Source organism: Pseudomonas sp. TH49 (assembly GCF_016650625.1).
GTDB lineage: Bacteria > Pseudomonadota > Gammaproteobacteria > Pseudomonadales > Pseudomonadaceae > Aquipseudomonas > Aquipseudomonas fluorescens_H.
In genome coordinates, this window is the sequence record NZ_JAEKFL010000001.1 from 961,874 (window position 1) to 988,004 (window position 26,131).

Here is a 26,131-nt window from a genome sequence, read left to right on the forward strand (position 1 = left end):
TCATTCTTTGGACGCCAGTTCGGTGCCAGGAATGGTCAGATGCTGACCGACCTTCAGCTCATCGCTGCTGAGATTGTTGGCACTGCGCAGCGTGGCGGGCGACACCTGATAACGCACGGCGATCATTGCCAGCGTCTCACCCGGACTCACGCGGTGATCACGCGGGCCTTGGGCGATCTTGCCGGAGTCACGCAGCCAGGCAATGTAGGTGCCCGGTGGCGGGTTCTGCTGGAAGAACTGCCGCACACCGCTGCTGATCGAACGCGCCAACGCCTGCTGATGGCTTGATGCAGAGAGCTTGTTCGCTTCGTTGGCGTTGGAGATGAAGCCGGTTTCGACCAGAATCGACGGGATGTCCGGCGATTTCAGCACCATGAACCCGGCCTGCTCCACGCGTTGTTTGTGCAACGGGGTCACGCGACCAATGTTGGTCAGGACTTTCTGGCCGACGTTGAGGCTGGAAGTCAGCGACGCGGTCATCGACAGGTCGAGCAACACGCCGGCGAGCATGCGGTCCTTGTCGTCGAGGCTGACGTTGCCGGCACCACCGATCAGGTCGGAACGGTTTTCGCTGTCGGCCAGCCAACGGGCGGTTTCCGACGTTGCGCCGCGATCGGACAGGGCAAACACCGAGGCGCCGAAGGCTGCCGCAGACGGCGCGGCGTCGGCGTGGATCGAAACGAACAGGTCGGCGCCCTTCTTGCGGGCGATTTCGGTACGGCCGCGCAACGGGATGAAGTAGTCGCCGGTCCGGGTCAGCTCGGCACGGAAACCTTTCATGCCGTTGACCTGACGCTGCAGTTCGCGGGCGATCTGCAGTACCACATCTTTCTCACGCTGGCCGCGCGAGCCGGACGCACCCGGGTCTTCGCCGCCGTGGCCGGCGTCGATCACCACAATGATGTCGCGTTTGCCGGCCGGGGCCGGTGGCAGTTTGATCGCCGGTTCCGAAGGCGTCACCGGCACTGCCGGCACGGTCGCAACCGAAGGCGTCGGAGCTGGCGGCGGGGCGGCATCGGCGGCGTTGTCGAACAGGTCGACCACCAGACGGTTGCCATATTGCGCGTTCGGCGCCAGGGAGAAACTTTTCGGGGTGACGGCTTTTTTCAGGTCGATGACCACCCGCAGGTCGGTCGGCGTGCGCTGGGCCGAGCGCATCGCGGTGATCGGCGTGTTGGCGGTCGAAACTTTCAACGGCGCACCCAGAGTGGCGCCATTGATATCGATCACCAGTCGATCCGGTGCGGTCAGGGTGAAGACACTGTGCTGCACCGGGCCGCTCAGGTCGAAGACCAGTCGCGTATTGTCCGGCGCCCGCCACAGGCGCACGCTGTTGACCTTTGTGTCGGCCACAGCGTTGACGGCCACTGCCATCAACATCAGTCCTGCGGCAGCCACCAACGCGCGAAAGCGCATACCTAACCCCATCATTTAATTGGATTCCAATGCCAAAGCGGCACACCAGGACTCACCACGCGCGCCCTGGGACAAAATTTTCAGCGAACGACCGCTGTCTTGCGGGGTAATGGTAATGGTCAGGTCAGGCTTTGGCAAAAAGCCTGCACCTTTATCGGGCCACTCGATCAGGCACAGGGCATCGTCTTCGAAATAATCGCGGATACCGAGAAACTCCAGCTCCTCCGGATCGACCAGACGGTACAGGTCGAAGTGAAAGGCACGGACGTCGCCGATCTCGTAGGGCTCAACCAGAGTGAAGGTCGGACTTTTTACTGCGCCGACATGCCCAAGCCCACGAATGATGCCCCGCGACAGGGTGGTTTTACCCATGCCCAGATTGCCTTCGAGAAAAATCAGGCCATGGCCCTGAGTAACGCGGGCGATCCGTGCGCCAAAGTCGCTCATGGCCTGTTCATCGGCCAGGTACAGGGTTACTTCAGACACGGTGCATGCTCCTCCAACAACTGACGAATGGCTGGAATCAGATCACTGGCCGCCAGCCCACGGCCGAATTTACCTAGTTGCGCGCCGGCATTGGCGTGCAGCCAGACTGCGAGGCAGGCGGCATCGTAGCCGTCCATGCCCTGCGCCAGCAGCGCCCCGGTCAACCCGGCGAGCACATCGCCAAGGCCGGCAGTGGCCATGGCCGGATGGCCCTGATGACACAACGCCAGACGCCCATCGGGATGAGCGATCAGGCTGCCGGCGCCTTTCAGCACGACGACGGCTGAGTATTTTTTGCACAACGCCCGCGCGGCGGCCGGGCGATCTGCCTGCACCTCAGCGGTACTGACGCCCAACAGGCGCGCCGCCTCGCCCGGATGCGGAGTGATCACGCAATTCCCGGGCAGACTGACAAAACCGCTCGCCAGCAGATTCAACGCGTCGGCGTCCCATACCTGCGGCAGCGGCGCATTGGCGGCAGCGGACAACAGCGCCCGGCCCCAACTCGCCTGTCCGAGACCCGGACCAACCACCAGCACCGAGACCTTTTCCAGCAGCCCCATCAACTGATTGGCCGACGATGTGCCGAGCACCATGACTTCCGGCATCCGCGTCAGCGCTGCCGGGACATGTTCCGGACGGATTGCCAGAGACACCATGCCGGCGCCGCTGCGCAAGGCCGCTTCGCTACTGAGCAGAATCGCCCCGCCAAAACCCTGATCGCCGCCGATCAACAGCAAATGCCCGAAGCGCCCTTTGTGCGCAGTGGGCGCACGCGGAGCCAGTCGCGGAAGATTAGCCGTCGTGAGACGCAGGACGCTGACAGGAATGTCACGGTAGATGTCGGCAGCGGCTTGCAGATCGTTAAACACCAGCGCTCCGACCTGATCCGCCGCATCACCGGTGAACAGGCCGAGCTTCAAGCCAATAAAGGTCACGGTAAGGTCGGCGTGAACCGCAACGCCAAGGACATGCCCGGTATCGGCAGACAGCCCCGAAGGAATATCCACCGCCACCACCGGCAGGCCACTGGCATTGATCGCCTTGATCGCAGCGGCATACGGCTCGCGCACATCGCCGGCCAGTCCGGTGCCGAGCAAGGCATCGACGATAATGCCGCGCAGCTCGAATTGCGCGGTCCAGCCCTGCACGGCGACGCCATCGCTCAGTGCCTGCGCATAAGCCTGCGCAGCGTCGCCCTGCAAGCGTTGCGGATCACCGACGGCCAGCACCCGCACCGCCCAACCGGCCCGGTGCGCCAGCGCGGCGATCAGAAAACCATCACCAGCGTTGTTGCCATGCCCGGCCAGCACGGTCATCTCGTTCGCCGACGGCCATTGCCGCACCAATGCTCGCCAGGTCGCGTGCGCGGCGCGCTGCATCAATTCGAAGCCCGGGGTGCCCGCAGCGATCAGCCGCGCGTCGAGTGCTCGCACCTGTGCAGCGCCATACAGCGCGTCGGGTAATTCATCTTTCGTGTGCGGCATGCGTCTTCGGGCTCCGATGTCTGGCAGAATTATACGCACCTCAGCTCCGGTTTCTCTCGCCTCATGTCCGCCATCACCACAGATCTTCCCGCCCTCGCCCAATCGATCAAGGATTGGGGCCGCGAGCTGGGCTTCCAGCAAGTCGGCATCAGCGGTCTGGACCTGGCCGAGCATGAGCAGCACCTGGAGCGCTGGCTCGCCGCCGGCTACCACGGCGAAATGGATTACATGGGCGCCCACGGCAGCAAACGCTCGCATCCGGAGGAACTGGTTCCGGGTACGTTGCGCGTGGTTTCGCTGCGCATGGACTACCTGCCCGGCGACACGCAAATGGCGCAAATGCTCGCGCAACCGGAGAAGGCCTACGTGTCGCGTTATGCCTTGGGCCGCGATTACCACAAATTGATCCGCAAACGCGTGCAGCAATTGGCCGACAGGATTCAGGCCGAGATCGGCCCGTTCGGTTTCCGTGCCTTCGTCGACAGCGCCCCGGTGCTGGAAAAAGCCATCGCAGAGCAGGCCGGACTGGGCTGGATCGGCAAAAACACCCTGGTGCTGAACCGCAAGGCCGGCAGCTATTTCTTCCTGAGCGAACTGTTCGTCGATCTGCCGCTGCCGGTGGACGAACCGCACAGCACCGAACATTGCGGGCGCTGCACCGCGTGCCTGGACATCTGCCCGACCAACGCCTTCGTCGGCCCGTATGTGCTGGACGCGCGACGGTGCATCTCGTACCTGACCATCGAACTGAAAAACGCCATTCCCGAAGACCTCCGCCCGTTGATCGGCAACCGCGTGTTCGGCTGCGACGACTGCCAGATCGTCTGCCCGTGGAACCGCTTCGCCCGGCCATCCGGGGAAAGCGATTTCAAGCCACGGCACAACCTGGACAACGCCGAACTGGCCGAGCTATTCCTGTGGGACGAGGACAAGTTTCTCAGCAGCACCGAAGGCTCGCCGCTGCGCCGCGCCGGTTACGAGCGCTGGCTGCGCAATCTGGCGGTCGGGCTGGGCAACGCGCCTTCGAGCATTCCTGTGCTGGAAGCCTTGAAGGCGCGTCGTGATTACCCGTCCGATCTAGTCCGCGAACACGTCGAGTGGGCGCTGAAACAGCACGCTGAACGCTTTACTTGAGGCTATGCCGGCTTTCTCCACTTGGCTGTGCGCCCCTTACCTGTCGGCTCAATCAGCCCTTCTGCTTTCAGTGATCGTAAAACCAGGCGCACTGTATCGCGACTGACTCCCGGACAGGACTCTTCAATTTCCGAGATGGAAAAAGGGAGGACTCGCTTCAAGGCTTCGTCTCTGATTCGATCGCTTTTACCCCCTCGACGCTTCTCTATCGTACCCACTCGCTCCTCGAACTCTTTGTACGCTTTAAGCAATGCCCCCCAAAAATAATCCATCCATGGCCGAACATCATGCGTGCCCTCGTGCCACCCCTGAGAACTCAGTTCGAGTGTTGCGTAATAGCCCTCCTTTGACTCCTCGAATATCCGTTCAAGACTGATAAATCGCCCGACTCGGTAATCAAATTGATAGAGCAGCAGCAATGTCAGCAGACGAGCGACGCGACCATTACCGTCAGAGAAGGGGTGTATACAAAGGAAGTCGAGGACCGTAAGCGGCACCAAAACCAAAGGGTCAGCGAGATTCAATGCCAGCGCCCGGTGGTAATGCGCCAGGGTTTCAGTCACCGCAATAGGGGTCATATGAGCAGGAACAGGTGGAAGCGAATCCGCGATGAACCATCGGCATGACGCTCGATGATGTCGTTGTTCATTGCCTTCCATTCACCACCATCCTGAGGTAGATAGCGGTAAAGAAGACTGTGTAATTGTCTAAGAACACCTTCGGAAAATGGCATCCCATCGGCTGATTCATGGATAAGTGACAGTGCGTCCCGATAGCCAGCAATTTCCTGTTCGGATCGGCTCTTGGGATCAGTGTTTTTGCTCATCAGTGACTTCAGCCGCGCTGGCGCGACAGTTACACCCTCCAGTCGGTTAGATGACTCCGTGGATTCAATTACGGCTATCTGCGTAAGTCCCTGGAGTACCTGCGGCGATTGAGCAACGAACAGTTGTTGCTTACCCCGAAACTCTCCCAATGCACGAAGCGTCGCAATCTGGAGACCGTCAAAGCGCAAGGCGTCAAGAAATTCCGGAGTGAGTGAGTGCATGATTCAGACAGCCGTCTAAATGAGGTAAAAAGACTTAAACAGGGTATTTCATGAAGAAATACCCCATTAAGGCTTTATTTTTACCCTATTTAGAGACGCGGCATCTATTCAACATTCCCGACAGAATATTTCCACGCGATCGCCAGCGTGACGTCAAGGTGCGTCGTTGTAGACGAACTTGGGCATTTCCCAGTGGAACCGAATCGCCAGCAGCCGCAGCAGAAAGCCGCCGAACAAGGTGATCAGGATCGCCTGCTCGCTCGGCACATTCAGATACAGACAGAGCATGTAGCACCACGCGGCGGCGAACGAGACGCTGGCGTACAGTTCGCGGCGGAAGATCAGCGGGATGTCGTTGCAGAAGATGTCGCGCAGGATGCCGCCGAATACCCCGGTGATCACGCCGCTGACCGAGGCCACCAGCATGCCGTGGCCCATTTCCAGAGCGGTCATGCAGCCGATCAGGGTGAACGCCACCAGACCGACCGCATCGAGCACCAGAAACAGTGAGCGCAGGTGACGCATCCAGCGGGCGGTGAACACGGTGAGCATCGCGGCGGCCGAAGTCAGCACCAGGTATTCCGGGTGTTTGACCCATGTCAGCGGATAGTGCCCGAGCAACACGTCACGCACCGAACCGCCACCCAGCGCGGTGACGCAGGCGATCAGCACCACACCGAACCAGTCCATGCCGCGCCGTCCGGCAGACAACGCGCCAGTCATGGCTTCAGCGGTAATGGCGATCAGATAGAGCATCAGCAACATGGCGGCGGTCCTGGCAGGAAGGCGCGCAGTCTAGCCATTTCAGCGCCGCACCAGAAGGGGGCGCGCTCCGGGATGCATTTCTGACTTGAATCTTACGGGACTCTGACGCCCTCTTCGCGAGCAAGCCCGCTCCCACAGGGGGAACGCATTCCAAATTGTGGGAGCGGGCTTGCTCGCGAAGACGTCAGGGCAGACACCCCTCAATCAGAACTTGATGAAGTGCTTGCGGTAGTGCTGCAGCTCGGCGATCGACTCGCGGATGTCGTCCAGTGCCAAGTGAGTGCTGCCCTTCTTGAAGCTGTCGCGCACGTCCGGTGCCCAGCGTGCGGCCAGCTCTTTGAGCGTCGACACGTCGAGGTTGCGGTAGTGGAAGTAGCTTTCCAGCGCCTTCATGTGGGTATAAAGGAAGCGGCGGTCCTGGCAGATACTGTTGCCGCAGATCGGCGACTTGCCCTTCGGTACCCATTTCTCGAGGAAAGCGATGGTTTCGGCCTCGGCCTCGGCCATGCTGATACGGCTGTCACGCACACGCTGGGTCAGACCCGAGTTGCCGTGGGTGCGGGTGTTCCACTCGTCCATGCGGGCGAGCACTTCGTCACTGTGGTGAATGGCGATCACCGGGCCTTCGGCCAGGGTGTTCAGGTCACTGTCGGTGACGATGGTGGCCATTTCGATGATGACGTCGTTTTCCGGATCCAGACCGGTCATTTCCAGGTCGATCCAGATCAGGTTCTGCGGGTTTTGCATATTCGGGCTCCTAGGCAATGCTGCGCAGTTTAGCCTAGGCCGATGCCCGGGCGTGCTAAACTCGCGGCCGTTTTACCTAATCGCTGCATTCTTCAGACGGAACACCCATGGCCAAACGCCAACTCAATCGTCGTCAAAACTGGCGCATCGAAAAGATTCAAGGCGAGCGCGCCGCGCGCGCCGCCAAACGCGAGTCCTCGGCGGTCGAAGCCCTCGAGGGCGGCGACCTGGGCCCCGAGCAACACGGCCTGGTGATCGCCCACTTCGGTGTGCAGGTCGAAGTCGAGGCCGTGGACGGCGAACAGGCCGGCCAGGTTTTCCGTTGCCACCTGCGCGCCAACCTGCCGGCACTGGTGACAGGTGATCGGGTGGTCTGGCGCGCCGGCAACCAGGGCATCGGGGTGATCGTCGCGCAACTGCCGCGCAGCACCGAACTCTGCCGCCCGGACAGCCGTGGCCAGCTCAAGCCAGTCGCTGCCAACGTCGACATGATCGTCATCGTCTTCGCACCGCTGCCCGAGCCGCATGCCAACCTGATCGACCGCTACCTGGTCGCCGCCGAACACGCCGGCATCCGCCCGTTGCTGCTGCTGAACAAGTTCGACCTGATCGACGAGCAGAACGCCCCGGCGCTCAACGCGCTGCTGGCGGTGTACCGCACGCTGGGTTATCCGGTGCTGGAAGTCTCGGCGCATCACGGCAACGGCATGGAACAGTTGCAGAAGCAGCTCGACGGCCGCATCAGCGTGTTCGTCGGCCAGTCCGGTGTCGGCAAGTCGTCGCTGGTCAACAGCCTGTTGCCGGAAGTCGAAACCCGTGTCGGCCCGCTGTCGGAGTTGTCCGGTCAGGGCACGCACACCACGACCACCGCGCGCCTGTTCCACTTCCCTGGCGGCGGTGAGCTGATCGACTCCCCGGGTATCCGTGAGTTCGGCCTGGGCCACGTCAGCCGCGCCGACGTCGAAGCCGGCTTCATCGAGTTCAACGACCTGCTCGGCACCTGCCGCTTCCGCGACTGCAAGCACGATCGCGAACCGGGTTGCGCCCTGCTCAAGGCCCTGGAAGATGGCCGCGTGCAGCAGCAACGGATGAACAGCTACCGCTCGATCATCGCCAGCCTGCCGGAAAACGGCTACTAAACATCTGCACCGGCAGCCCCTCGTCCGAGGGCTGCCGGATGTCGGACCACGCCTGACACATCCCCCGACCGTTTAAACGTCAGACCTTTCTGACAGGCCTGCTCGCGCCTGTCTGCAGGACATTTCTCTTTCCGCGCGCAGACCTTGCGGGCACTTTAGAGATGCCTAAATTGGGTTGTTCCTTCGCACCTTCGCGACCTTCGAGGAACCCCATGCAGACCTACCATTTGTTCATCAGCCATTCGTGGAACTACGCCCACGCCCACGACAATCTGGTGCGCCTGCTCGGCGCCAAGGCAGATTTCCGCTTCAAGAATTTTTCCGTGCCGCCGCACAACCCGATCATGGGCGCGCAGACCGACAAGCAGCTCGAGGAAGCCATCGAAAACAAGATTCGTCCGTGCTCGGCGGTGCTGATCATGGCCGGGATGTATTCGACCTACAGCAAGTGGATCAACAAGGAAATCGAGATCGCCAAACGCATGGGCAAAGTGATCATCGCAATCAAGCCGTTCGGCGCCGAGCGCATTTCCACGGTGGTACGTGAGGCGGCACACGCCGAGTGCGCGTGGAACACCAACAGCATCATCGGTGCGATCCGTCAGCACACGGCGGTGTAAACATGCGCAAGGGACTGTTTATCGGCATCAACCACTACGCGCACGTTTCGCCCTTGAGCGGTTGCTGCAACGACGCCATGGCCATGGCGTCCGTGCTGAAAACCGACGCCAACGGTGACCCCAACTTCAAGAATGTGGTGCTGACCTCGGCTGAAGACGACCTCGGCCGAGGCAAGCTCGAAGACCAGATTCGCGAGCTGTTCTCCGGCGACTGCAACGTCGCCCTGCTGTACTTCGCCGGGCACGGCGGCTTCGACAGCGACAACGATGAAGGCATGCTCCTGCCGCAGGACTATCGCAACCCCAAGGACGGCATCCGCATCAGCGACATTCTCAACTGGGCCGCCAAAGCCACGAAAATCAAAAACAAAGTGATCATCCTCGACTGCTGCCAGAGCGGCGCGGCCGGCGAAGTGCGCGCCTTGCGCAGCGAAAGCAGCGTGGTCGGCGAAGGCATGACCATCCTGACCGCCTGCAAAAAGGAAGAGCCGGCCCTGGAAGGTGCGCAACACGGCGTGTTCACCGGTTTACTGTTGCAGGCCCTGCACGGCGGTGCGGCGAACATCCTCGGCAAGATCACACCGGGCAGCCTGTATTCCTTCGTCGACAACGCACTCGATGCCTGGGAGCAGCGCCCGGTGTTCAAGACCAACGTCTCGCAGTTCATCTCCCTGCGCGAAGTCTCGCCGCTGATCCCCAAGGAGATCCTGCGCAAACTGCCGGAATGGTTTGCCGAAGCCGAATCGACGTTCCGCCTCGCCCCCAGCTACGAACCCACCGAGGCCACATTCGACCCGGAGCACGGCGAGGTCTTCGCCCAACTGCAAAAGTGCAACCGCCACAGCCTGATCGAACCGGTCGACGCCGAACACATGTATTACGCGGCCATTCACTCCACTGGCTGCCGTCTCACGGCGCTCGGCGCCTATTACCGTGAACTCGCCATAAAAGGACACTTCTGATGCCCGTATTCATCAGCTACCGCCACATGGATCGCCCGCAGGCCATGGCGATCAATGCCCAATTGATGCAGGCCAACATCAAGACCTACCTCGACGTGCTCGACCCGGAATCGCAGACCACCGACGACATCACCGGGGTCATCACGCGCAACATCACCGAATGCACGCACCTGCTGGCAGTGGTGTCGGAGAAAACCGCGTTGTCGTGGTGGGTGCCGTTCGAAATCGGCGAAGCGACGATCAGCAACCGGCGGATCTGCTCGTTCCGCACCGGGCCGGCGCAACTGCCGGAATACCTGGACAAGTGGCCGAAGCTGAGCACGAACAATGACCTGAATTTCTTTATCGATGCGTACCGTGAAGAAGTATCGAGCAAGCGTTCGATGACGCTGGATTCGAGCAATGAATCCTTTAGTGGCACTTACAAGCGTAATGCCGAGTTTTTCCACGAACAACTGAAGAACCGGATTCGACGGGGGTTCTGACAGATGTAAAAAAGCCGCGACACAATCGCGGCTTTTTTACTTTCAAAGTCCGGGTGCGACTCTATCCAGTTTCCAGCCCAACGCATCCAGCGCGTCACAGCCGTCCTGAAGCAGGATATGCGCGGCACTGGCGAAATGCTCAAGATCATGGCCTTCAGAATCTCTGACGCACAGGCAACTCACGCTGTTGAGCAAATTGCGTACGGTGTTTATGCGGTATTTGGCGTTTTCGAGAAGGGCTGAGGCTGTGGCTTCGGTATCGAGGTAAAGCGTGGGGGTGGTGCTGATGTTGCCTTGCAGGGCACGGAAATTTGGCATGGAAAAGTTCTCTTGAGTTAAGAGCCCCCACCCATAGCGGCTAAGCAAATCAGGTGGCAGCCGTACGCGGGTTAGCCGACCGGACAAGAGAATCCGGCACACCCGAAGGTGTCCCACGCACGACCGCCATAATAAAAACACAGGCAGCAAAAAGCGCCTCCATTCCGGGGGCGCCCGTGCACTCTTGTTCGACCGGCTAAAGTCGATCACCGATTCGTCGGTGACGGGCGAACTATAGGCGAGCCGATGGGTGATGTAAAACCCGCCTTATACGTCTCGGAGCCGTCCTACATCGGTCCAAGAAATTGCCTCAGTATGGGTGCCGACGAGTTGGGACTCGCTAGCTACAGCTGAGGCCTACGGTTGGCGTATTCATACCGGGGCCTCAACCGAACCGGCCAGCTCAGCTTCGCGCCGGGCGATGGCGGCTTCCAGCTCCGGGGAGCGTTTGGCCCATTGTTCAGGCGGGATTGGTTTTGACCATTCGATGATGTCGGGATAGGGCAAGTCGGGAGGCGGGTTCAACTTCCAACGCTCCAGCACATCGATCAGCAGCGTGTTGAATATGAATATTCCGCAGAACCCTTCCCAGAGAACGGTTACGAACCAGCCTCTCAACTTCGCGGCTTTGATCAGATCGTCCAGATAAGTCGCCCAGATTCCTTTTGACCTGTCGAACCGCGCGGTTTGATCCTCAACAGCCTCTGGCCCGATTTCCATATAACTGCGCATGCACTCCCACAACGCCATTGCCGTGGTGCCGCCGCCACAGTTGAAGCCTAGCGAAAAATGCTTGTTGTCTTCCGTGGCGTGCGGGTCGGGGTTTTCGAAACCGATGACCAGTAGACCCATTGTGGCTTTGCCGGCCTGACTGACTGATGACTGTTGAGTGGCGGCCGCCGTCACGGTTTCCCAGGGGACAATCCAGCACTCGCCGTTGTCACGGGGGACACAGACTTCACGGCGTTGGCGGTTGAAGCGTATGGGTAAGGGGACTTCGCGGAAGAGGCCCTGAATCACAAATATTGAAGGAATGCCTATGATCAATAACGCCGCAATCCAGATCAGCCCGGGGTCTGGAGTGATGAAGCCCATAAATACAAATACCATCAGCGACGGCCACATCACCATGACCGTTGAACCGATGCTGTAGTTACCAATATCAAGAAAAACCTCGTTCTTGCGCCAGATGATGTTGAGCACATCAGAAGGTTTCCTACCGGTGGGAATAGGTAATGGCGCGAAGTAGTCATTACGCGAGAACATCCTTTTTTGCGTTGTGCCTGCCGGTGGCATACTCATCGCTTTTCCTTGGGTTGCAGGTAAATGGCGCCGGGATGATCTTCACCGAGCGGGTAACTCGGTACACGATCAAGTTCGGGAGTTGGGTCACTTCTCAGCGCTATGACGCCAGTGGAGTTGTTCAAGGTAAAAGCTAGACCTCGCTCCCCGCCGATAAAACTCCGTGCGCCGAGTATCCCGGTCAGTGGCGTGCGATAACGCAACCTTAGCGACAACGTGCCAGGTGGCGTGTGCAGTATGTCTTTCACCTCTTTGAAAGGACCGCTTATACGCAGACCCTGACCTTCCTCGATCGGTATCCACTGGCAACTGCTGTCGGACAACCAGAAGGGCGTCATGTCACGCCACGGACGAGGAGGCCTGAAGTAGTCAGTCGGACTGCTTTTGACCAGGTACCGGTTTTCGAGAGTATCTACCGGATCACCGACCATGCTCAGTTCCAGGTAGACACTGCCTGGCTCGGCACCCGGCAAATCGATGGTCAGAGAATCAATAGCGCTGACGAAAGCCAGGCCGGAACGGCCATTATCAGGCGCCGGCTTGGAACTGCTTTGCATGGTGACCCGAGGCGTATAGAGGATGAGGTACAAACGGTCGAGTTCGTCCTGTTGAGCTTTCGGGGCGATGGGATCAAGGTCAATAGCCCGCGTCTTCGACCAACAGCAGTTGTTCAGGAAGTTTTGCAGCGGTGTTTTCTCGAAAATCCAAGCAGTCAAGTACAGCACACCAAGGCCCAGAATGATCCAGTTCAAAGGCCCCATGTAGAGCGTGTAGCGCAAGATGGCGACTTCCGCAGTTATTGAACCTGCCAAGGCGCGGGCGGTGTAGCCAAGCCCCAATATCGCTTGGGCGCCGAAGGCTGCTACCTGCCCTCCGACCGCGATCTGACGCATCTGCAGCCATGGATCAACTTGGTTTTGGGCGCTTTCCAATCGTGATTGCAGGGATTGGAATTCGTTTATTGCAGCACCCGTAGAAAGCGCACCAATCACCCCACCAAACAACGTAAGCGCCGGCGCCGCAGATGAACGAATAAAGAACCGATCCTTCCCCAACCCCATCCGCACCTGACTATCCACCACCGCCACCAACGCCGCCGCCCCATACAAACTCGCCGACACCGTGTCATTCACCCGCCGGGGATCCATCCCCTCCAGCACCCCGGCCTCGCTCAAATAGTTCTGTACATTCACCACGTTGACCAACAGCGCCGCCAACGGCACCACTCCCCCGCTGTTGACCACCACTGGCGAATTGACAATCCGCTCTACCCGCCCAACCCCAATGGCTTTCCCCGTCTTGTTCACCCATTCACTCAGCGCCTCGGCCCGTTGCCCCAGCAATTTCCACACCGGCCGCCCGGCTTCGATCGCGAACTGCAAGCGGCTCTCACCCCCCAACCTCGCGGCAAGAAAAATACTCATCCACGACGCACTGAAACCCTTGTCCCCCTTGAGCAACAACAACGCCGCGCCCAGCCGATTGACCAACACATTCCATTGGCTGTCGGCCTCGCGGGCCATGGTCGCGATGTCGTCCAGCACCACCACGCTCAGCGGCGCTAGGGCCTGATGGGTGGCGCTGAGGTTGTCGGCGGACAGGGCGGCCATCAACTCGCCAAGGCGCGAGGCGTTGTTGACTGCCGCCTCAATCGACGGTGTCCAGGCGCTGAACAGTTGTCGGAGTGCGCCACCGTCGGCGGCGCGCACGTAGTCGGCGTATTGCTCGGCGCCTTGGGCGCGGAAGCATTGGGCGGTCAGGCAACCGGTGGCGAGTTCGGTCAGCCATTGGCGAGTGTCGAGGTCGTCGTAATCGACAAACCAGGTGCCGCTGACCGAGCGTTTGAGGTACACGCCCCGGTCGGCGAACAACGCAGTGTGGCGTTGTTCGAGTTGTTGGAAGTGGCCGGCGGCAGTGTCGGTGAACCATGTGTCCATGGCATCGAGGTCGATGTACTTGCCGACCTTGGCGCTGAATGCGTGATTGTTGAGGTTGGCGTGTTTTTCCGCGCGGTATTGCCGCACCACTTCCTCCGCTTCGTCGTACAGATCGGCCGGAATAAACGCCCGCACCGGGCCGACAATGGCTGCGATACGTGCATCACGGACGGCAGCTTCGGCCTCGGTCGGCCGACCGCCGAATTGACGATCCCGGGTTTCAACCCTGAGTTCCTCGTTCAGCCGATCCTGAGTGTCGAGCATGATCTGGCCCTGTTCGGGCGTAAGGCTGATGTCGCGATCCTTGTAGCGGTAGCTGAGACTGCCGGCCAGTTCGGCGCCATCCTCGGTGATCAAACTGCGCGCAAAGCCGCCGATGCTCAGGCGCAGATTGTTTTCGCCGAGCCATTTTTCGTGGCCGGCTTCCAGCCATTCCTGTTCATGGTTGATGTCGCGCAACACGCCCAGATCGTCTTCCAGGCAGACGAAGACAGCGAACAGCCCCGTGCTTTGTGTCTTGGCATTGTCCAGCCAGTCCCGCGTGCCCTGCCCGTCCCACGGCTCGGCGCTCCACTCGCCCGGTGGCTCGTCACTGGCGTCGGGATGCCGAGCGAGGACCTTGTCGCGCTCACGGATGCGATGCCTGGCGTCTGTGTAGGCGTTGATGTTGGCAGGAGTCGGGTGCTCTAACAGCGTCGCACCGAGGGCTTCGGTGTCCTCGGCATTTTTTTGCTGGTCAACTTTCATCGACCGGGCATAGGTATCCGGGAGAAGTTCGGCGATTACCTCGTCGGCCTTCTCCAGCGGTGGACAGTGTGGGGCCTGCAGTTCGTCGGCCACCGTGCGCAAGGCAATGTGGCGCATGTGCTGGCTGCGTTTGGCACTGCTCTCGCTAAGGATTCGGCAGTGCTCGGCGTTCAACGGGAATTCGCTGTAAAGCATCCAGGCGTCGTGGATTTTTTGCAGTGACAGCCCTGTGAGTGTTGCGCCGGGCACCGGCGCGGCCGCCGCGTCCAGCGCCTGTTCCTGCAACAGACCCTGCGGCGAAACAGCAAAACGCTTGAGCGGCCCCTGATGCTGCCAGAGGTAAACAAACCCGGCCCGCAAACGCCGCGCCGCCATCGGGCGACTCTGGGGCGTAATACCGGGAACGCAACAAACGTGCTCAGCCTTTTCGTGCGCCAGCGCATAGCGCACCGGCACCACAAACAGTTCGGGCTGACTGGCGGGGCACGGATGCACCGTGCTGTTGATGTCCACATGCGGCTGGGCTTTGGCCTCGCGTTCGGCCTGAGCGGCCTCGTCGACCATGGCCAGTTTTTCGGCGCTCATCAGGCGAAGTCCTTGTCGGTCAGCAATTGGTGCGTCAATGCGCTGTTGAGGTTGTCCAGACGCTGGTGCGGCAACACTCGGGGTTCGTCCAGCAAACGCCGGTAGGCGCCGTGCTCGACACCATCGGGAAAGTCAGTGCCCAGCACTGTGAAGAAACGCGCCCAGCGCAGGACTTCATCGACGGCACTGAAGCCCCGCCGTGCAGCACTGGCCTGACACTCCATGGCCCATTGCTGCAAAGCAGTCGAATCCATTGTGTTGAGGTATTGGGGGAAATAGCGTTGACCGTGTTCGATCAACTGTCTGGCAAAAGACTGGCGCTTGGCCGCGTTCAGATGATCGAGTTGTTCCGCCGTCAGCACCAGCCACGGCTTGTGCGCATACAGGATCGCGGGGCACTCGGTTTGCTGATTGATCTGTGAATCCGGCAGACGAATCAGCCGTACTGGCCCCATCAGTCGATCACGCTCAGGCGAGGGCAAATCCTTCAGCCACAACGCGGTAATACGCGGGTCGTAGAAACGAAAAAAAACCGTCGCAACACCGTCAACCCGCGCGTGGATCAGGCCGCGCAAATGCGCCAGCACTTGATCTTCGTCGGCCTCAGACTCCAGCCAGATACCCGCCGTTGTGCTCCACTCCTGCCAAAAAACCGTTGCCAACGGGCTATCGGGGGTCACACCGATCAGCACGGGGCCGGCCTTGTCCAAAGCGCTGTAGGCGGTACGTTGATAAAGCAAGTGAACAGGCGTGCCGCCCGTCAGCTCAAACAGGCGATCCGCAAGGTTTTCGATCTGGACTCGATCCAGCAACAGATAAGCCCGGCTCATGCGCTCACCTGTGACAGTTTTTCGCACACGGCACAGACTGAGGAAGCTTGTTCTGCCGCCTGAGTCAGCGCAGCCACTTGTGCGGTGACCGACAGCGCGATCAGTGCCTGTGGATCTTCGGGCACCGCCGCCAACGCCGTCTGCGCCGCGACACCTGCCACTGGCGCGCCACACTCGACGATGGCCACACTGCTGAAAATCCCGGCCGCGCTGATCACGAGGTGATGCCCACCCGCCGTCAGCGTCAGGCTCGTGCCGGCGTCGATCACCACTTGGCTGGCCGTAAAGCGCGCATGCGGGCCGGCCTGAATCACCAACGTGCCTTGCGCCGTGGTGCTGCTGTTGCCGCTGATGCTGAGCAGGTCGTCGCTGCCGATCACCGTGTGGCGCGTACCGTCGGTGGTGTGCCGCTCATCAGCCTTGATCAGGCTGGTGCTGTGATGGTCCACCTGTTCGAAACGATCGTGGCGGATCAGGCTGTGGCTGTCGTTGAGGATCAATTGTTCGAAGTCGCGCTCGGCGCGCAGGTAGATCTTTTCCTGGCCAGCGCGGTCTTCGATCAGCAGTTCGTTGTAACCGCCGGTGTGCGGTGAGCTGTGACTGCGCAGCACGGTTCGGGTCTTGTGCTCGGGCAAGGTGTAAGGCGGGGATTTGACCTTGTTGACCACGCAACCGGTGATCAGCGGCTGGTCCGGGTCGCCCTCAAGAAAGGTCACAACGACTTCCATGCCGATACGCGGGATGGTCACCGAACCGAAATTTTCACCGGCCCAACTCGATGCAACACGAATCCAGCAACTGCTGCGTTCGCTGTCGAGTTCGGCACGGTCCCAGTTCAGCTCGCATTTCACGCGGCCGTATTCGTCACAGTAGATTTCTTCGTTGGCGGGCCCGGTGACGCGAGCGGTCTGGCTGACCAGCGGCCGGCGAGGCGCTGGTAATGGCGGGCGAAATACCACCTCGGCGGGAATCACGCTGAAGCTGTTGCGATAGCCCTGAGTGAAACCGTCGGTGTCTTTCGCGTCGCTGGTAATCGACTCCTCCAGCACCTGGGGCTGTCGACCAGTGTGAGAAACGCTGAGCAACAGCCACAGGTCATTGCCGCTTTTGCGCGGGTGCTCGGTCAGTTCGAACAGGTGGCCGCAGCGCAGGCTCGACTGATCGCTCTGCCCCTCGCCCAGTTCATAGTCGCTGCGATAGCGCTCAAGTGCCTGCCGGGCCAGTTGCTTGCCGCGCTTTTCGTTCCCGATCAACAGCGGGTAGCGGTAATCCTCAAGCGCCGGGGTGAACTCGGCGGTGAAGCGGCTTTCGAGCAGAAGTCTCGGGCGCTGGAGGTCATAGTCACGGCGGGTAACGGTGCTGGTGCGTGTGCTTTTGCGCACGCTGAAGCGGCTGACCACCGGATGCTCCGCAACCATCCCGCTATCTTGCTGATACGGCGTGGCACCGATTGTGGGCAAAAACACCTGATCGTCGGTGAACACCAGCAAATGGCCGTCCGCCGAGTGCTGGTGATGCCAGGCGATGCCGTCTTCGGCGCACAGGCGCTGGATGAATTCCAGATCGGATTCGCCATACTGAGTGCAGTACTCACGCGGCGGGTTCGCCGTGACATGAAAGATAAAGGCATCACCCTGAATGCCATGTCCCTTGAGTACCTGCGCGATGATCTGTGGCACCGTGCGCTGCTGGAAAATCCGCTGATCGTGGCTGAACTGCAAGTAATGCAGCGCTGGCACCAGCGTCAGGTGATAACGGGTCAGGCGCTTGCCGGCCTCACCGACCAGGACGTCTTCGATACGCCCATGAATACCTTCACCGTTGTGGCCAAACTGCAAAAACGCAGGCTGGCTGAGCAGGCGTTCCAGATCGAAATCCGGGTGCTCGCTAACCAGTTCGATGTGGAGGGTATAGAGCGTGCTGATCGCTTCGGTGCCATTGAAAGCCAGCACCTGAAAGTCGTGACGGATAGCAGGAATCTGCAACGCAAAATGCGCGGCATTGGCCGGCCGGAACATACGCTTATCCTTAAGCAAAGAGGAAAAGAGCGCGATGTCCAAACCGTCCTTGGTTCGTGCTCGCGAGAATTGGCGGGCACGCTAACAAGGTAAAAAAATGATTGATGTAGGGTAATTCTTCAAAACTGGAAAGAAACTTCCCTCACGAAGATCTGCCGCTCAGCAGAAACAAAAAAGCCACGGTGACCGTGGCTTTTTTGCGAATCACTGCTTCGATGCGGCGGCTGGCGGAGCCGCCGGCGCGGGCGCCGCAGTCCCCGGCACTGCCGGTTTCGGTGCGGCGTCGTCGAACAGGTTCAGGCGTTCACGCAACTCGTGCGCCGGCACCGGTTGCTGATCTGCCGGCAGCGCGTTCGGATCGACCGGCGTTGCCGGAGCGGCGCCGTTCTGACCTTCGGCAGCGGGCTTGGCCGGTTCGGCACCTTGCGAGCCTTCGATGGCGGCCTGGGCCTTCTTGGTCAGGACCACGATGTCGATGCGGCGGTTGACCGGGTTGAACGGATCTTCCTTGTCGAACAGCGCCGACGAGGCATAACCCACCACCCGCGCCACTTGCCCGTCCGGATAGCTGCCGGCAACCAGTGCACGCCGCGCGGCGTTGGCACGGTTGGCCGAGAGTTCCCAGTTGCCGAAATCGCCGGTGCCGGTATACGGCTTGGCGTCGGTATGGCCACTGATGCTGATCTTGTTCGGCACCGCTTTGATGGTGTCGGCCATGGCCAGCAGGATGTCTTCGAAGTACGGTTTCAGGCGTGCGGAACCTGAGTCGAACATCGGCCGGTTCTCGGCGTCCATGATCTGGATGCGCAAGCCGTTCGGGGTGATCTCGAACAGGATCTGGTCCTTGAACTTCTGCAGTTGCGGGTTCTCGTTGACCTTGTTCTGCAGTTCTTGCAGCAACAGTTCCAGGCGCTCTTTCTCGACCTGCTCGGCCATGCCTTCGACCTGCTCGGTGTCGACCGTGACCTTGTCCGGTTGCGGCTGCGACTTCACTTCAGGGTTGAGGGTGTTTTCCGGCGCCAGGGTCGGCGTGCCGCCCAGATCGATGATGTACGGCGTACCGCTTTCGGAGAAGCCGACCGGATCCTTGAAGTAACCGGCGATGGCGATCTTCTGCTCAGGCGTTGCGGTGGACAGCAGCCACAACACCAGGAAGAACGCCATCATCGCCGTGGCGAAGTCGGCGAAGGCGATTTTCCACGCCCCGCCGTGGTGCCCACCGGCTATGCGCTTGACGCGCTTGATGATTATCGGCTGATTATTTTCCATGGCTTAACGACCGCGAACGGCTTGTTCCAGCTCCGCAAAGCTTGGACGGTGCGCCGGGTACAGAACCTTGCGCCCGAACTCCACGGCCAGCGATGGCGGCATGCCGGAAGCCGACGCCACCAGCGAGGCCTTGATGGCTTCGTAGACGTTCAGTTCTTCCTTGGCATCGTGCGCCAGGGAGTGCGCCAACGGCCCGAAGAAACCGTAGGCCGCGAGAATACCGAAGAAGGTACCGACCAGTGCCGCACCCACGTGCAGGCCGATGGATTTCTGATCGCCTTCACCCAGCGAAGCCATGGTCACCACGATACCCAGTACCGCCGCGACGATACCGAAACCCGGCATGGCGTCAGCGATACCGTTCACCGCATGGGACGGGTGCTCGAGGTCTTCCTTGAGGCTGTAGAGTTCCATGTCGAACAGGCCTTCCAGCTCATGCGGAGCCATGTTGCCGGAGGACATGATGCGCAGGTAATCGCAGATGAACGCGGTCATGCGCTCGTCTTTGAGCACGGCCGGGTACTTGGCGAAGATCGGGCTCGCGGCAGCGTCTTCGATGTCGCCTTCGATGGCCATCATGCCTTCGCGGCGGCTCTTGTTGAGGATCTCGTAGATCAGGCCGAGCACTTCCAGATAGAACGTGTGGCTGAAACGCGAACTGAACATGCTCAGGGATTTCTTGAGCACGTGCATCGTCATGTAACCGGGGTTGGCCTGCAGGAATGCACCGAGGGCCGCACCACCGATGATCATCACCTCGAAAGGCTGGATCAGGGCGGCAATTTTGCCGTGGGAGAGCACGTATCCGCCGAGCACGCTCGCGAATACGACGATGATGCCGATAATTTTAGCCATAGGTAGGAAAGTACTTACTGAGTCGGGTTCAAGGTCATATTCGGAAGTTAAAAAATCTCTTCTTCTACTTATCGGCAAAACTGCGCCAGACTATAGCCAGTTCAGGCGAAAAGCCAATTTAGCCCATGCCGGGCGCGTCTACAGTCAGTGAAGATCTCGTCCAGACATGGCTAATGAAACGAACGTCCCACACGTAAAACCGACCACGCTCGAGGGCTGGGTCAAGCTGCTCGATGGCGTGCGCCTGCCCGTGCCGCAAGAGGCTCACGACAAGGTTTGCCGGGCGATCCGCGACAACCGCAGCTCGCTGCGCGACATCGCCGACCTGATGCAGGACAGCCCCGCACTGGCCTTGAGCATCATCCGTGAGGCCAATCGTCACACCCTCGGCACGATGACCGCACCGGCGGAAAATCTCGAGGTAGCGATCAACCGTCTGGGCCTTGCGCGCACCGAAGAATTGCTCGCGCGTCTGCCCGTCGAACCGCAGATGCAGATTCCCAAGGCGCTGCGCCAACTGCAGATGATCAGCCAGCACGCCACGCAACAGGCCAACGGTTTTTTCGCCAGTCGCCTGGCGCGGCTGTGGCAGGACATTCATTGGGGCAGCCTGTTGTTTCTCTCGCCACTATGGCCGCTGGCGCTGACGTTTCCAGAATTGCTCGAAGAGTGGGAAGTGCGGGTTATCCACAAGGGCGAATCGGCCCCGGTCGTCGAGAAGCAACTGTTTGGCGTGCGCCTGCTGAAGATCGCCGAGGCACTGGTCCAGGTCTGGCACCTGCCGATCTGGGTGCAGCAAGGCTATAAACTGCTGCTCAGCGAACAGCGCGAACTGGTGAAAGTCCTGCGCATCGCCCGCGACAGCGAGCATCCGCTGCGCCAGCAGAATCGCCTCGACGACGATCCGACCCTGCGCCGCTGGCTCAACCAGCCGGCCAACACCGTGTTGCTGGCCAACGGCCTGGCGCTGTCGGCGCAACAGGCCTGGGACAGTCCGCACAGCGAGCGCTGGCAGTACCTGACCAGCCTTTATCTGCAAATCTCGATGGACGAAGTGCAGCAGCAGTTGCACCAGCAAGCGGCCAACAGTGCGCGCCAGCATGCAATGCCCGATCTGTGGCACCCGGCCGTTTCATTATTATGGCCGTGGGGCACCCATCGGTTGCCGGCCGGGATGCTGCCGGCGGCCGCGCCGAGTGCCGAGGATCTGACTCAATGGCGCCGGCAATGCGCCGAACTGCTGGCCGAGCCGAGCCGCTTCACCAATGCCATGAGCCTGACCGTCGCCGCGCGTGATGCGCTGGTGGCCAGTGGCATGCGCCGGGTGATGATTCTGATGGCCGACCGTACGCAATCGAATCTGCGGGTGCACCAGACCTTCGGCTTGCCGAAGGAAGCCGCCGCGCTGAATTTTGTCGTCAGCCAGAGCAAAGTTCTGCAACGGTTGCTCGCGCAGCAGGCACAGGTGCGGATCAACCCCGAGAACAACGCGCAATTCTCCGCGCTGCTGCCGCAAGGCCTGCGCACACTGTTTCGCGGCGAACACCTGTTCCTGCGCTCGCTGGTCAATAACGGCCGGGTGATCATGATCGTGGTCGCCGACCAGGGCGGTGGGCCGTTCGCCGACATCAGCGTGCAGGCTTTCGGCAAAACCGCGCAGTGCATCGAAAAGGCCCTGCACAGCTTTAGCAGCCGTGGCCGATGAGGCTGCGCTACAATCCCCCCCTTTGTGCTCTGGAGACCTCACATGTCTGACTTCTCTGGCTTGCCGCTCGTCATCGAACCGAGCGACCTGCTCCCTCGGCTGGATGCCAGCGAACTGATTCTGGTGGACCTGACCAATGCCGCCCGCTATACCGAGGGCCATCTGCCAGGCGCACGCTTTGTCGATCCGAAGCGCACCCAGCTCGGCCAGCCGCCGGCGCCGGGATTGCTGCCAGCCAAGGCCGATCTGGAAGCCCTGTTCGGTGAACTGGGCCATCGCCAGGACGCGGTCTACGTGGTCTATGACGACGAAGGCGGTGGCTGGGCCGGACGCTTCATCTGGTTGCTCGACGTGATCGGTCACGACAAGTACCACTACCTCGACGGCGGTCTGCCGGCGTGGCTGGAAGCGGGTATGCCGATGTCGATCCAGGTTCCGCCTGCGGTGGGCGGCCCGGTGGCGCTGACCCTGCACGATGAGCCGACGGCCACCCGCGAATACCTGCAAAGCCGTCTCGGCGCCGCCGATCTGGCGATCTGGGATGCGCGCGGACCGCTGGAGTTTTCGGGCGAGAAGGTGCTGGCTGCCAAGGGCGGACACATCCCCGGCGCGGTCAACTTCGAGTGGACCGCCGGCATGGACAAGGCGCGTCAGTTGCGGATTCGCACGGATATGCCGCAGATCCTCGATGACCTCGGGATCACCAAGGACAAAGAAATCATTACCCACTGCCAGACCCATCACCGGTCGGGCTTCACTTATCTGGTGGCCAAATCCCTCGGTTATCCGCGGGTCAAGGGCTACGCCGGTTCCTGGGGCGAATGGGGCAACCACCCTGATACGCCTGTCGAGATTCAAGGTTCTAAGGACAACTAATGAAAGAGCGTCTGTTTATCCTCAGCCAGTACCTGCTGCCTCATCACTTGCTGTCGCGCCTGGCCGGCTGCGTTGCCGAGTGCCGCGTGCGCTGGTTCAAGAATGCCTTCACCCAGTGGTTCGCCAAGCGTTATCAAGTGGACATGTCGCAAGCACTGGTTGAAGACCTGACCGCATACGAGCACTTCAACGCGTTCTTCACCCGCGCCCTGAAAGACGGCGCGCGGCCACTGGACCAGACTCCGGGCGCAATCCTCAGCCCGGCCGACGGTGCAGTCAGCCAGCTCGGCCCGATCGAACACGGTCGCGTGTTCCAGGCCAAGGGCCACAGCTTCAGCGTGCTGGAATTGCTCGGCGGTGACGCCGCCAATGCCGCGCCATTCATGGGCGGCGACTTCGCCACCATTTACCTGTCGCCGAAGGACTACCACCGCGTGCACATGCCGCTGGCCGGCACTCTGCGCGAAATGGTCTACATCCCGGGCCGGATCTTCTCGGTCAACCAGACCACCGCGGAAAACGTCCCGGAGCTGTTCGCCCGCAACGAGCGCGTGGCGTGCATCTTCGACACCGAGCACGGGCCGATGGCCGTGGTACTGGTCGGCGCGATGATCGTCGCGTCGATCGAAACCGTATGGGCCGGTCTGGTCACCCCACCGAAGCGCGAACTGAAAACCTTCCGCTACGACGAAGCTGCCCGTGCGCCGATTCATCTGGAAAAAGGCGCGGAACTGGGGCGTTTCAAACTGGGTTCGACGGCGATCGTGCTGTTCGGCCCGGATCAAGTGAAGTGGGCTGAAGAACTGGTGGCGGGTTCGCCAGTGCAGATGGGCCAGGCCCTGGCCCTGCCGACTGCCTGAGCCGGCTGATCCGCCCTTTCACACGTCTGTGAAGGGGCGGACACGACCTGGGAGGCGCCGTTACTCTATCTGCCCACGGAAGCCGATCGGCCCTTCGTTGGCGTAGGTATTGGTGCCACTGAGGTTTTTCCCTCCATCGCTGGAAGTGACGCTCAACGCGACCACGTCCTGATTGTCCCGACCACCGATCACCCACTTGCCGCCCGGATGCCATGGGGCATCATTGCCACCCCACTGGTTCTCGACGTTGTATTGATTCTGACCGGTGCGCTGCGCCTTGAAGCCAATCGGGCCTTCGCCGGCGTAAGTCATGGTGCCGGTGAAGCTTTTGCCGCCATCGCTCGACTTGATCTCGATGGCGACGACTTTCTGGTTGTCCCGCCCGCCCAACACCCAGGTTCCACCCGGATGCCACGGTGCCGAACTGCCGCCCCATTGATTTGCCACTGCATATTTAGACATGAACCTCATCTCCTTGAAGTTTCGGGAGACCTGCCCGAGGTTGACGGCAGGCCGTGCAACCGTGCGTTTCCGATCGCACGCCTGAGAGCCTAGTAGGGCTTGTCGAATGGCATCCGGCCAGCAGACCAGCGGTCAAAAAGCCTGCCGCCATCCGGCGAAACGGATCACAGCTGCTAGAGTTCTCGGAGTTGCCTATTTCGCCGCTGGAGCCCGTCACGGCATGAGTGAGTCACGCCCCCAACCCTCCCTGCGCGCGCCGATCCCGACGCAAACGCGCCTGTCGTTCTGCGAAGCCACCCCGCGCGACCTCAAGCGCTGGATCGCCGGCCTGCCCAAGGCCAACATCGGCGAAACCGCTCGCCAGTTGTACCAGGGCCTGGGCGAACTCAACCAATTGCTTACCCCCAGCGACAATCGCCTGCACCTCCTGGAGCTGCTGCGCCCCGAGGTGTATTTCGTTTGTCAGCATCTTGAGCGGCACTTCCTGCTTCAGGCGATCATGCTCGATGATCGTTCGCGCAAGATCAGCAATCTGTGCCAGGCGCTGCAAAGTCAGCTGGCCATCGGCTACAAGCAAATCGTTCTGCGCATTGCGCCCAAGTACACCAAGGATCGTGCGGCGCTGGTCAGTCAGGCGCTGCAACGGGCAGCGCATGCACTCAAGGGGCAACTGCTGCGCGCGACGCAGCTGTATAGCCCGCCGCCGGAGCATCTGTGGATCGAGCTGCATCAGCTGTATCGCTGCGCCTGCGCATTGCAGTTGCATCAGCGCCGGGTGCCTGACGATCTGGCGAGCCTGAGCAGCGAACTGAGCCTGGAACAGACCTATATCGCCGCGTTGCTGCTGGGCAGCGCCCGTTGCAATCAATTGCGGCAGAACCAGATCGCCCGACTGGCCGAAGTGCTGGAACCGTGGAGCGCCCTGCTCAAGCTGCATCCCGGCAGGCCGGACGATGGACTGTTCGCCATCAGCGCCGAACTGGACGCCGGTCCGCGTTACCGCAGCATGTTTCGCAAAGAACAACAGGGCGCACTGCAGGGCTTCGATCCACAACCGCTGGTGAACGTGATCGAAGCGCATTTACTGCAGCAAGAGACGTCGACGCCGCTGCCCGTCCCGGCAGGACTAAGCCTCGATACCCTGCAGCATTTGCACGCGAGTTGGGGACATACCGCCGAGCGCAGCTTTCAGCGCACCATCGGTCAGGGCAGCCTGAGCGTGTGCGTCGGCATGAGCGCCCTGCACTTTTATCTGGGCGGCGAGCGCACTTTCAGCGAACTGCTGAAACATCCCGGCGCCCGCGCGGCGAACTTCAGCCGCGCCGTGGTTCAGGGCGAAAAGGACAGCTGGAGCCAGGCCTTCGACGCCGCCCCGCTGAGCGCGGCTGAGGAATTGCTGCCGTACGAGGAAATCCAGTACGAGCACTTGGGCGACGATGAAAGCAACGCCAGCAGCACTCCACACTACCCGACCTACACGTTAGCGGTGATCAACCACAGTCCCGGCGGCTATTGCCTGATGTGGCCGAGTGACGTGCCCGCCGAGTTGCAGGCCGGGGAAATGGTCGGTATTCAGGACAGTTCGAATCAGGGCTGGAGCATTGCGGTGATCCGCTGGATTCGTCAGGTACGCGGCAGCGGGCCGCAAATGGGCATCGAGCTGGTGGCGCCACACGCCGAACCCTGTGGCTTGCAACTGGTGCGTTCGCGAGACGATCACAGCCACTATTTGCGCGGCCTGTTGCTGCCCGAGATCAGCGCCATCGACTTGCCCGCGACCTTGCTCGCCCCGCGCCTGCCGTTTCAGGAAGGCAATAAAGTGCTGATCAACACCCACGGCGAAGAACATCGCGCCGGACTGGATCGACGGGTGGCGAGTACGCACAGTTTCAATCAGTTTGCCTATCGCTCGCTGGAAGCCGCGCAGAATGGCGGGGGCGAGGAGAATTTCGACTCGTTGTGGAAATCGCTTTAGATCGAGTTGAGCCCTTCGCGAGCAAGCCCGCTCCCACAGGAGGCCGAGTTCCAATGTGGGAGCGGGCTTGCTCGCGAAGTGGCCAGCTCAGGCAACAGAGATT

General features: G+C 60.8%; 22 protein-coding genes and 1 pseudogene. 9 read left to right on the plus strand and 14 right to left on the minus strand.

What is annotated here, in order from left to right; genetic code table 11:
- Genes JFU48_RS04455 through JFU48_RS04465 form a run of 3 tightly spaced genes read right to left on the minus strand, consistent with a single transcriptional unit; the run spans position 1 to position 3,389 of the window.
- A complete protein-coding gene (locus JFU48_RS04455) occupies positions 1-1,380 on the minus strand; it encodes an N-acetylmuramoyl-L-alanine amidase (RefSeq protein ID WP_400508169.1) in 1,380 nt (459 codons plus the stop codon).
- A gap of 51 nt (positions 1,381-1,431) precedes the next feature.
- A complete protein-coding gene (tsaE, locus tag JFU48_RS04460; RefSeq protein ID WP_103485508.1) occupies positions 1,432-1,902 on the minus strand; it encodes a tRNA (adenosine(37)-N6)-threonylcarbamoyltransferase complex ATPase subunit type 1 TsaE in 471 nt (156 codons plus the stop codon).
- Positions 1,890-3,389 carry an NAD(P)H-hydrate dehydratase gene (locus tag JFU48_RS04465; RefSeq protein ID WP_201135942.1) on the minus strand — a complete coding sequence of 500 codons (1,500 nt, stop codon included), beginning with the start codon at positions 3,387-3,389 and terminating at the stop codon, positions 1,890-1,892. Before JFU48_RS04465 ends, tsaE begins: the two co-directional genes overlap by 13 nt.
- Before the next feature lie 63 nt (positions 3,390-3,452).
- Here JFU48_RS04465 and queG point away from each other — a divergent pair, with 63 nt between their 5' ends.
- Positions 3,453-4,523 (plus strand): tRNA epoxyqueuosine(34) reductase QueG, encoded by a 1,071-nt coding sequence (queG, locus tag JFU48_RS04470; protein ID WP_201135943.1) that lies wholly within the window; start codon positions 3,453-3,455, stop codon positions 4,521-4,523.
- Between the two features lie 2 nt (positions 4,524-4,525).
- Here queG and JFU48_RS04475 read toward each other — a convergent pair.
- The 3 genes and pseudogenes from JFU48_RS04475 to orn all read right to left on the minus strand — a co-directional run bounded on the left by JFU48_RS04475 (position 4,526) and on the right by orn (position 7,083).
- Positions 4,526-5,571, minus strand: a pseudogene (locus JFU48_RS04475) (Fic family protein).
- Positions 5,572-5,724: 153 nt separating this feature from the next.
- On the minus strand, positions 5,725-6,336 hold the full coding sequence (locus tag JFU48_RS04480; protein WP_003221099.1) for a trimeric intracellular cation channel family protein: 612 nt from the start codon (positions 6,334-6,336) through the stop codon (positions 5,725-5,727).
- 204 nt (positions 6,337-6,540) lie between these two features.
- Entirely contained in the window at positions 6,541-7,083 is a 543-nt protein-coding gene (gene orn, locus JFU48_RS04485) for an oligoribonuclease (protein ID WP_003221098.1), read from the minus strand.
- Positions 7,084-7,190: 107 nt separating this feature from the next.
- Between orn and rsgA the strand changes: the two genes are divergently transcribed.
- The 4 genes from rsgA (at position 7,191) to JFU48_RS04505 (ending at position 10,289) form a co-directional block, all read left to right on the plus strand.
- Entirely contained in the window at positions 7,191-8,222 is a 1,032-nt protein-coding gene (gene rsgA / locus JFU48_RS04490; protein ID WP_003221096.1) for a small ribosomal subunit biogenesis GTPase RsgA, read from the plus strand.
- Positions 8,223-8,434: 212 nt separating this feature from the next.
- Complete coding sequence (locus tag JFU48_RS04495) at positions 8,435-8,842, plus strand: TIR domain-containing protein (RefSeq protein ID WP_201135944.1); 408 nt, start codon at positions 8,435-8,437, stop codon at positions 8,840-8,842.
- Between the two features lie 2 nt (positions 8,843-8,844).
- On the plus strand, positions 8,845-9,804 hold the full coding sequence (locus JFU48_RS04500; protein WP_103522572.1) for a caspase family protein: 960 nt from the start codon (positions 8,845-8,847) through the stop codon (positions 9,802-9,804).
- Positions 9,804-10,289, plus strand: a complete 486-nt coding sequence (locus JFU48_RS04505) for a toll/interleukin-1 receptor domain-containing protein (RefSeq protein WP_201135945.1) — start codon at positions 9,804-9,806, stop codon at positions 10,287-10,289. The genes JFU48_RS04500 and JFU48_RS04505 overlap by 1 nt, the downstream gene beginning before the upstream one ends.
- 42 nt (positions 10,290-10,331) lie before the next feature.
- On the opposite strand, the gene JFU48_RS04510 is transcribed toward JFU48_RS04505, so the two are convergent.
- The 7 genes from JFU48_RS04510 to motA all read right to left on the minus strand — a co-directional run bounded on the left by JFU48_RS04510 (position 10,332) and on the right by motA (position 20,150).
- On the minus strand, positions 10,332-10,607 hold the full coding sequence (locus tag JFU48_RS04510) for a hypothetical protein (protein WP_201135946.1): 276 nt from the start codon (positions 10,605-10,607) through the stop codon (positions 10,332-10,334).
- A gap of 372 nt (positions 10,608-10,979) precedes the next feature.
- Positions 10,980-11,909, minus strand: a complete 930-nt coding sequence (locus JFU48_RS04515) for a hypothetical protein (RefSeq protein WP_201135947.1) — start codon at positions 11,907-11,909, stop codon at positions 10,980-10,982.
- A complete protein-coding gene (locus JFU48_RS04525; protein ID WP_242486621.1) occupies positions 11,906-15,178 on the minus strand; it encodes a toxin VasX in 3,273 nt (1,090 codons plus the stop codon). The genes JFU48_RS04515 and JFU48_RS04525 overlap by 4 nt, the downstream gene beginning before the upstream one ends.
- Positions 15,178-16,008 carry a DUF4123 domain-containing protein gene (locus JFU48_RS04530; protein ID WP_201135948.1) on the minus strand — a complete coding sequence of 277 codons (831 nt, stop codon included), beginning with the start codon at positions 16,006-16,008 and terminating at the stop codon, positions 15,178-15,180. Before JFU48_RS04530 ends, JFU48_RS04525 begins: the two co-directional genes overlap by 1 nt.
- Positions 16,005-18,026 carry a type VI secretion system Vgr family protein gene (locus JFU48_RS04535; protein WP_201135949.1) on the minus strand — a complete coding sequence of 674 codons (2,022 nt, stop codon included), beginning with the start codon at positions 18,024-18,026 and terminating at the stop codon, positions 16,005-16,007. The genes JFU48_RS04530 and JFU48_RS04535 overlap by 4 nt, the downstream gene beginning before the upstream one ends.
- Before the next feature lie 204 nt (positions 18,027-18,230).
- Positions 18,231-19,295 (minus strand): flagellar motor protein MotB, encoded by a 1,065-nt coding sequence (motB, locus tag JFU48_RS04540; RefSeq protein ID WP_201135950.1) that lies wholly within the window; start codon positions 19,293-19,295, stop codon positions 18,231-18,233.
- Between the two features lie 3 nt (positions 19,296-19,298).
- Entirely contained in the window at positions 19,299-20,150 is an 852-nt protein-coding gene (motA, locus tag JFU48_RS04545; RefSeq protein WP_007952169.1) for a flagellar motor stator protein MotA, read from the minus strand.
- A gap of 166 nt (positions 20,151-20,316) precedes the next feature.
- Here motA and JFU48_RS04550 point away from each other — a divergent pair, with 166 nt between their 5' ends.
- Genes JFU48_RS04550 through asd form a run of 3 tightly spaced genes read left to right on the plus strand, consistent with a single transcriptional unit; the run spans position 20,317 to position 23,591 of the window.
- Positions 20,317-21,855: an HDOD domain-containing protein gene (locus tag JFU48_RS04550; protein WP_103522578.1), complete on the plus strand. Its 1,539-nt coding sequence runs from the start codon at positions 20,317-20,319 to the stop codon at positions 21,853-21,855.
- 42 nt (positions 21,856-21,897) lie between these two features.
- Positions 21,898-22,731: a thiosulfate sulfurtransferase gene (gene rhdA / locus JFU48_RS04555; RefSeq protein ID WP_201135951.1), complete on the plus strand. Its 834-nt coding sequence runs from the start codon at positions 21,898-21,900 to the stop codon at positions 22,729-22,731.
- Positions 22,731-23,591 carry an archaetidylserine decarboxylase gene (asd, locus tag JFU48_RS04560; protein ID WP_201135952.1) on the plus strand — a complete coding sequence of 287 codons (861 nt, stop codon included), beginning with the start codon at positions 22,731-22,733 and terminating at the stop codon, positions 23,589-23,591. The genes rhdA and asd overlap by 1 nt, the downstream gene beginning before the upstream one ends.
- Positions 23,592-23,651: 60 nt before the next feature.
- Here the strand turns inward: asd and JFU48_RS04565 are convergent, their stop codons facing one another.
- Positions 23,652-24,053, minus strand: a complete 402-nt coding sequence (locus tag JFU48_RS04565) for a lectin OAA family protein (protein ID WP_103485522.1) — start codon at positions 24,051-24,053, stop codon at positions 23,652-23,654.
- A 220-nt stretch (positions 24,054-24,273) separates the two neighbouring features.
- Here JFU48_RS04565 and JFU48_RS04570 point away from each other — a divergent pair, with 220 nt between their 5' ends.
- On the plus strand, positions 24,274-26,028 hold the full coding sequence (locus JFU48_RS04570; protein ID WP_201135953.1) for a molecular chaperone: 1,755 nt from the start codon (positions 24,274-24,276) through the stop codon (positions 26,026-26,028).
- Positions 26,029-26,131 lie beyond the last annotated feature (103 nt).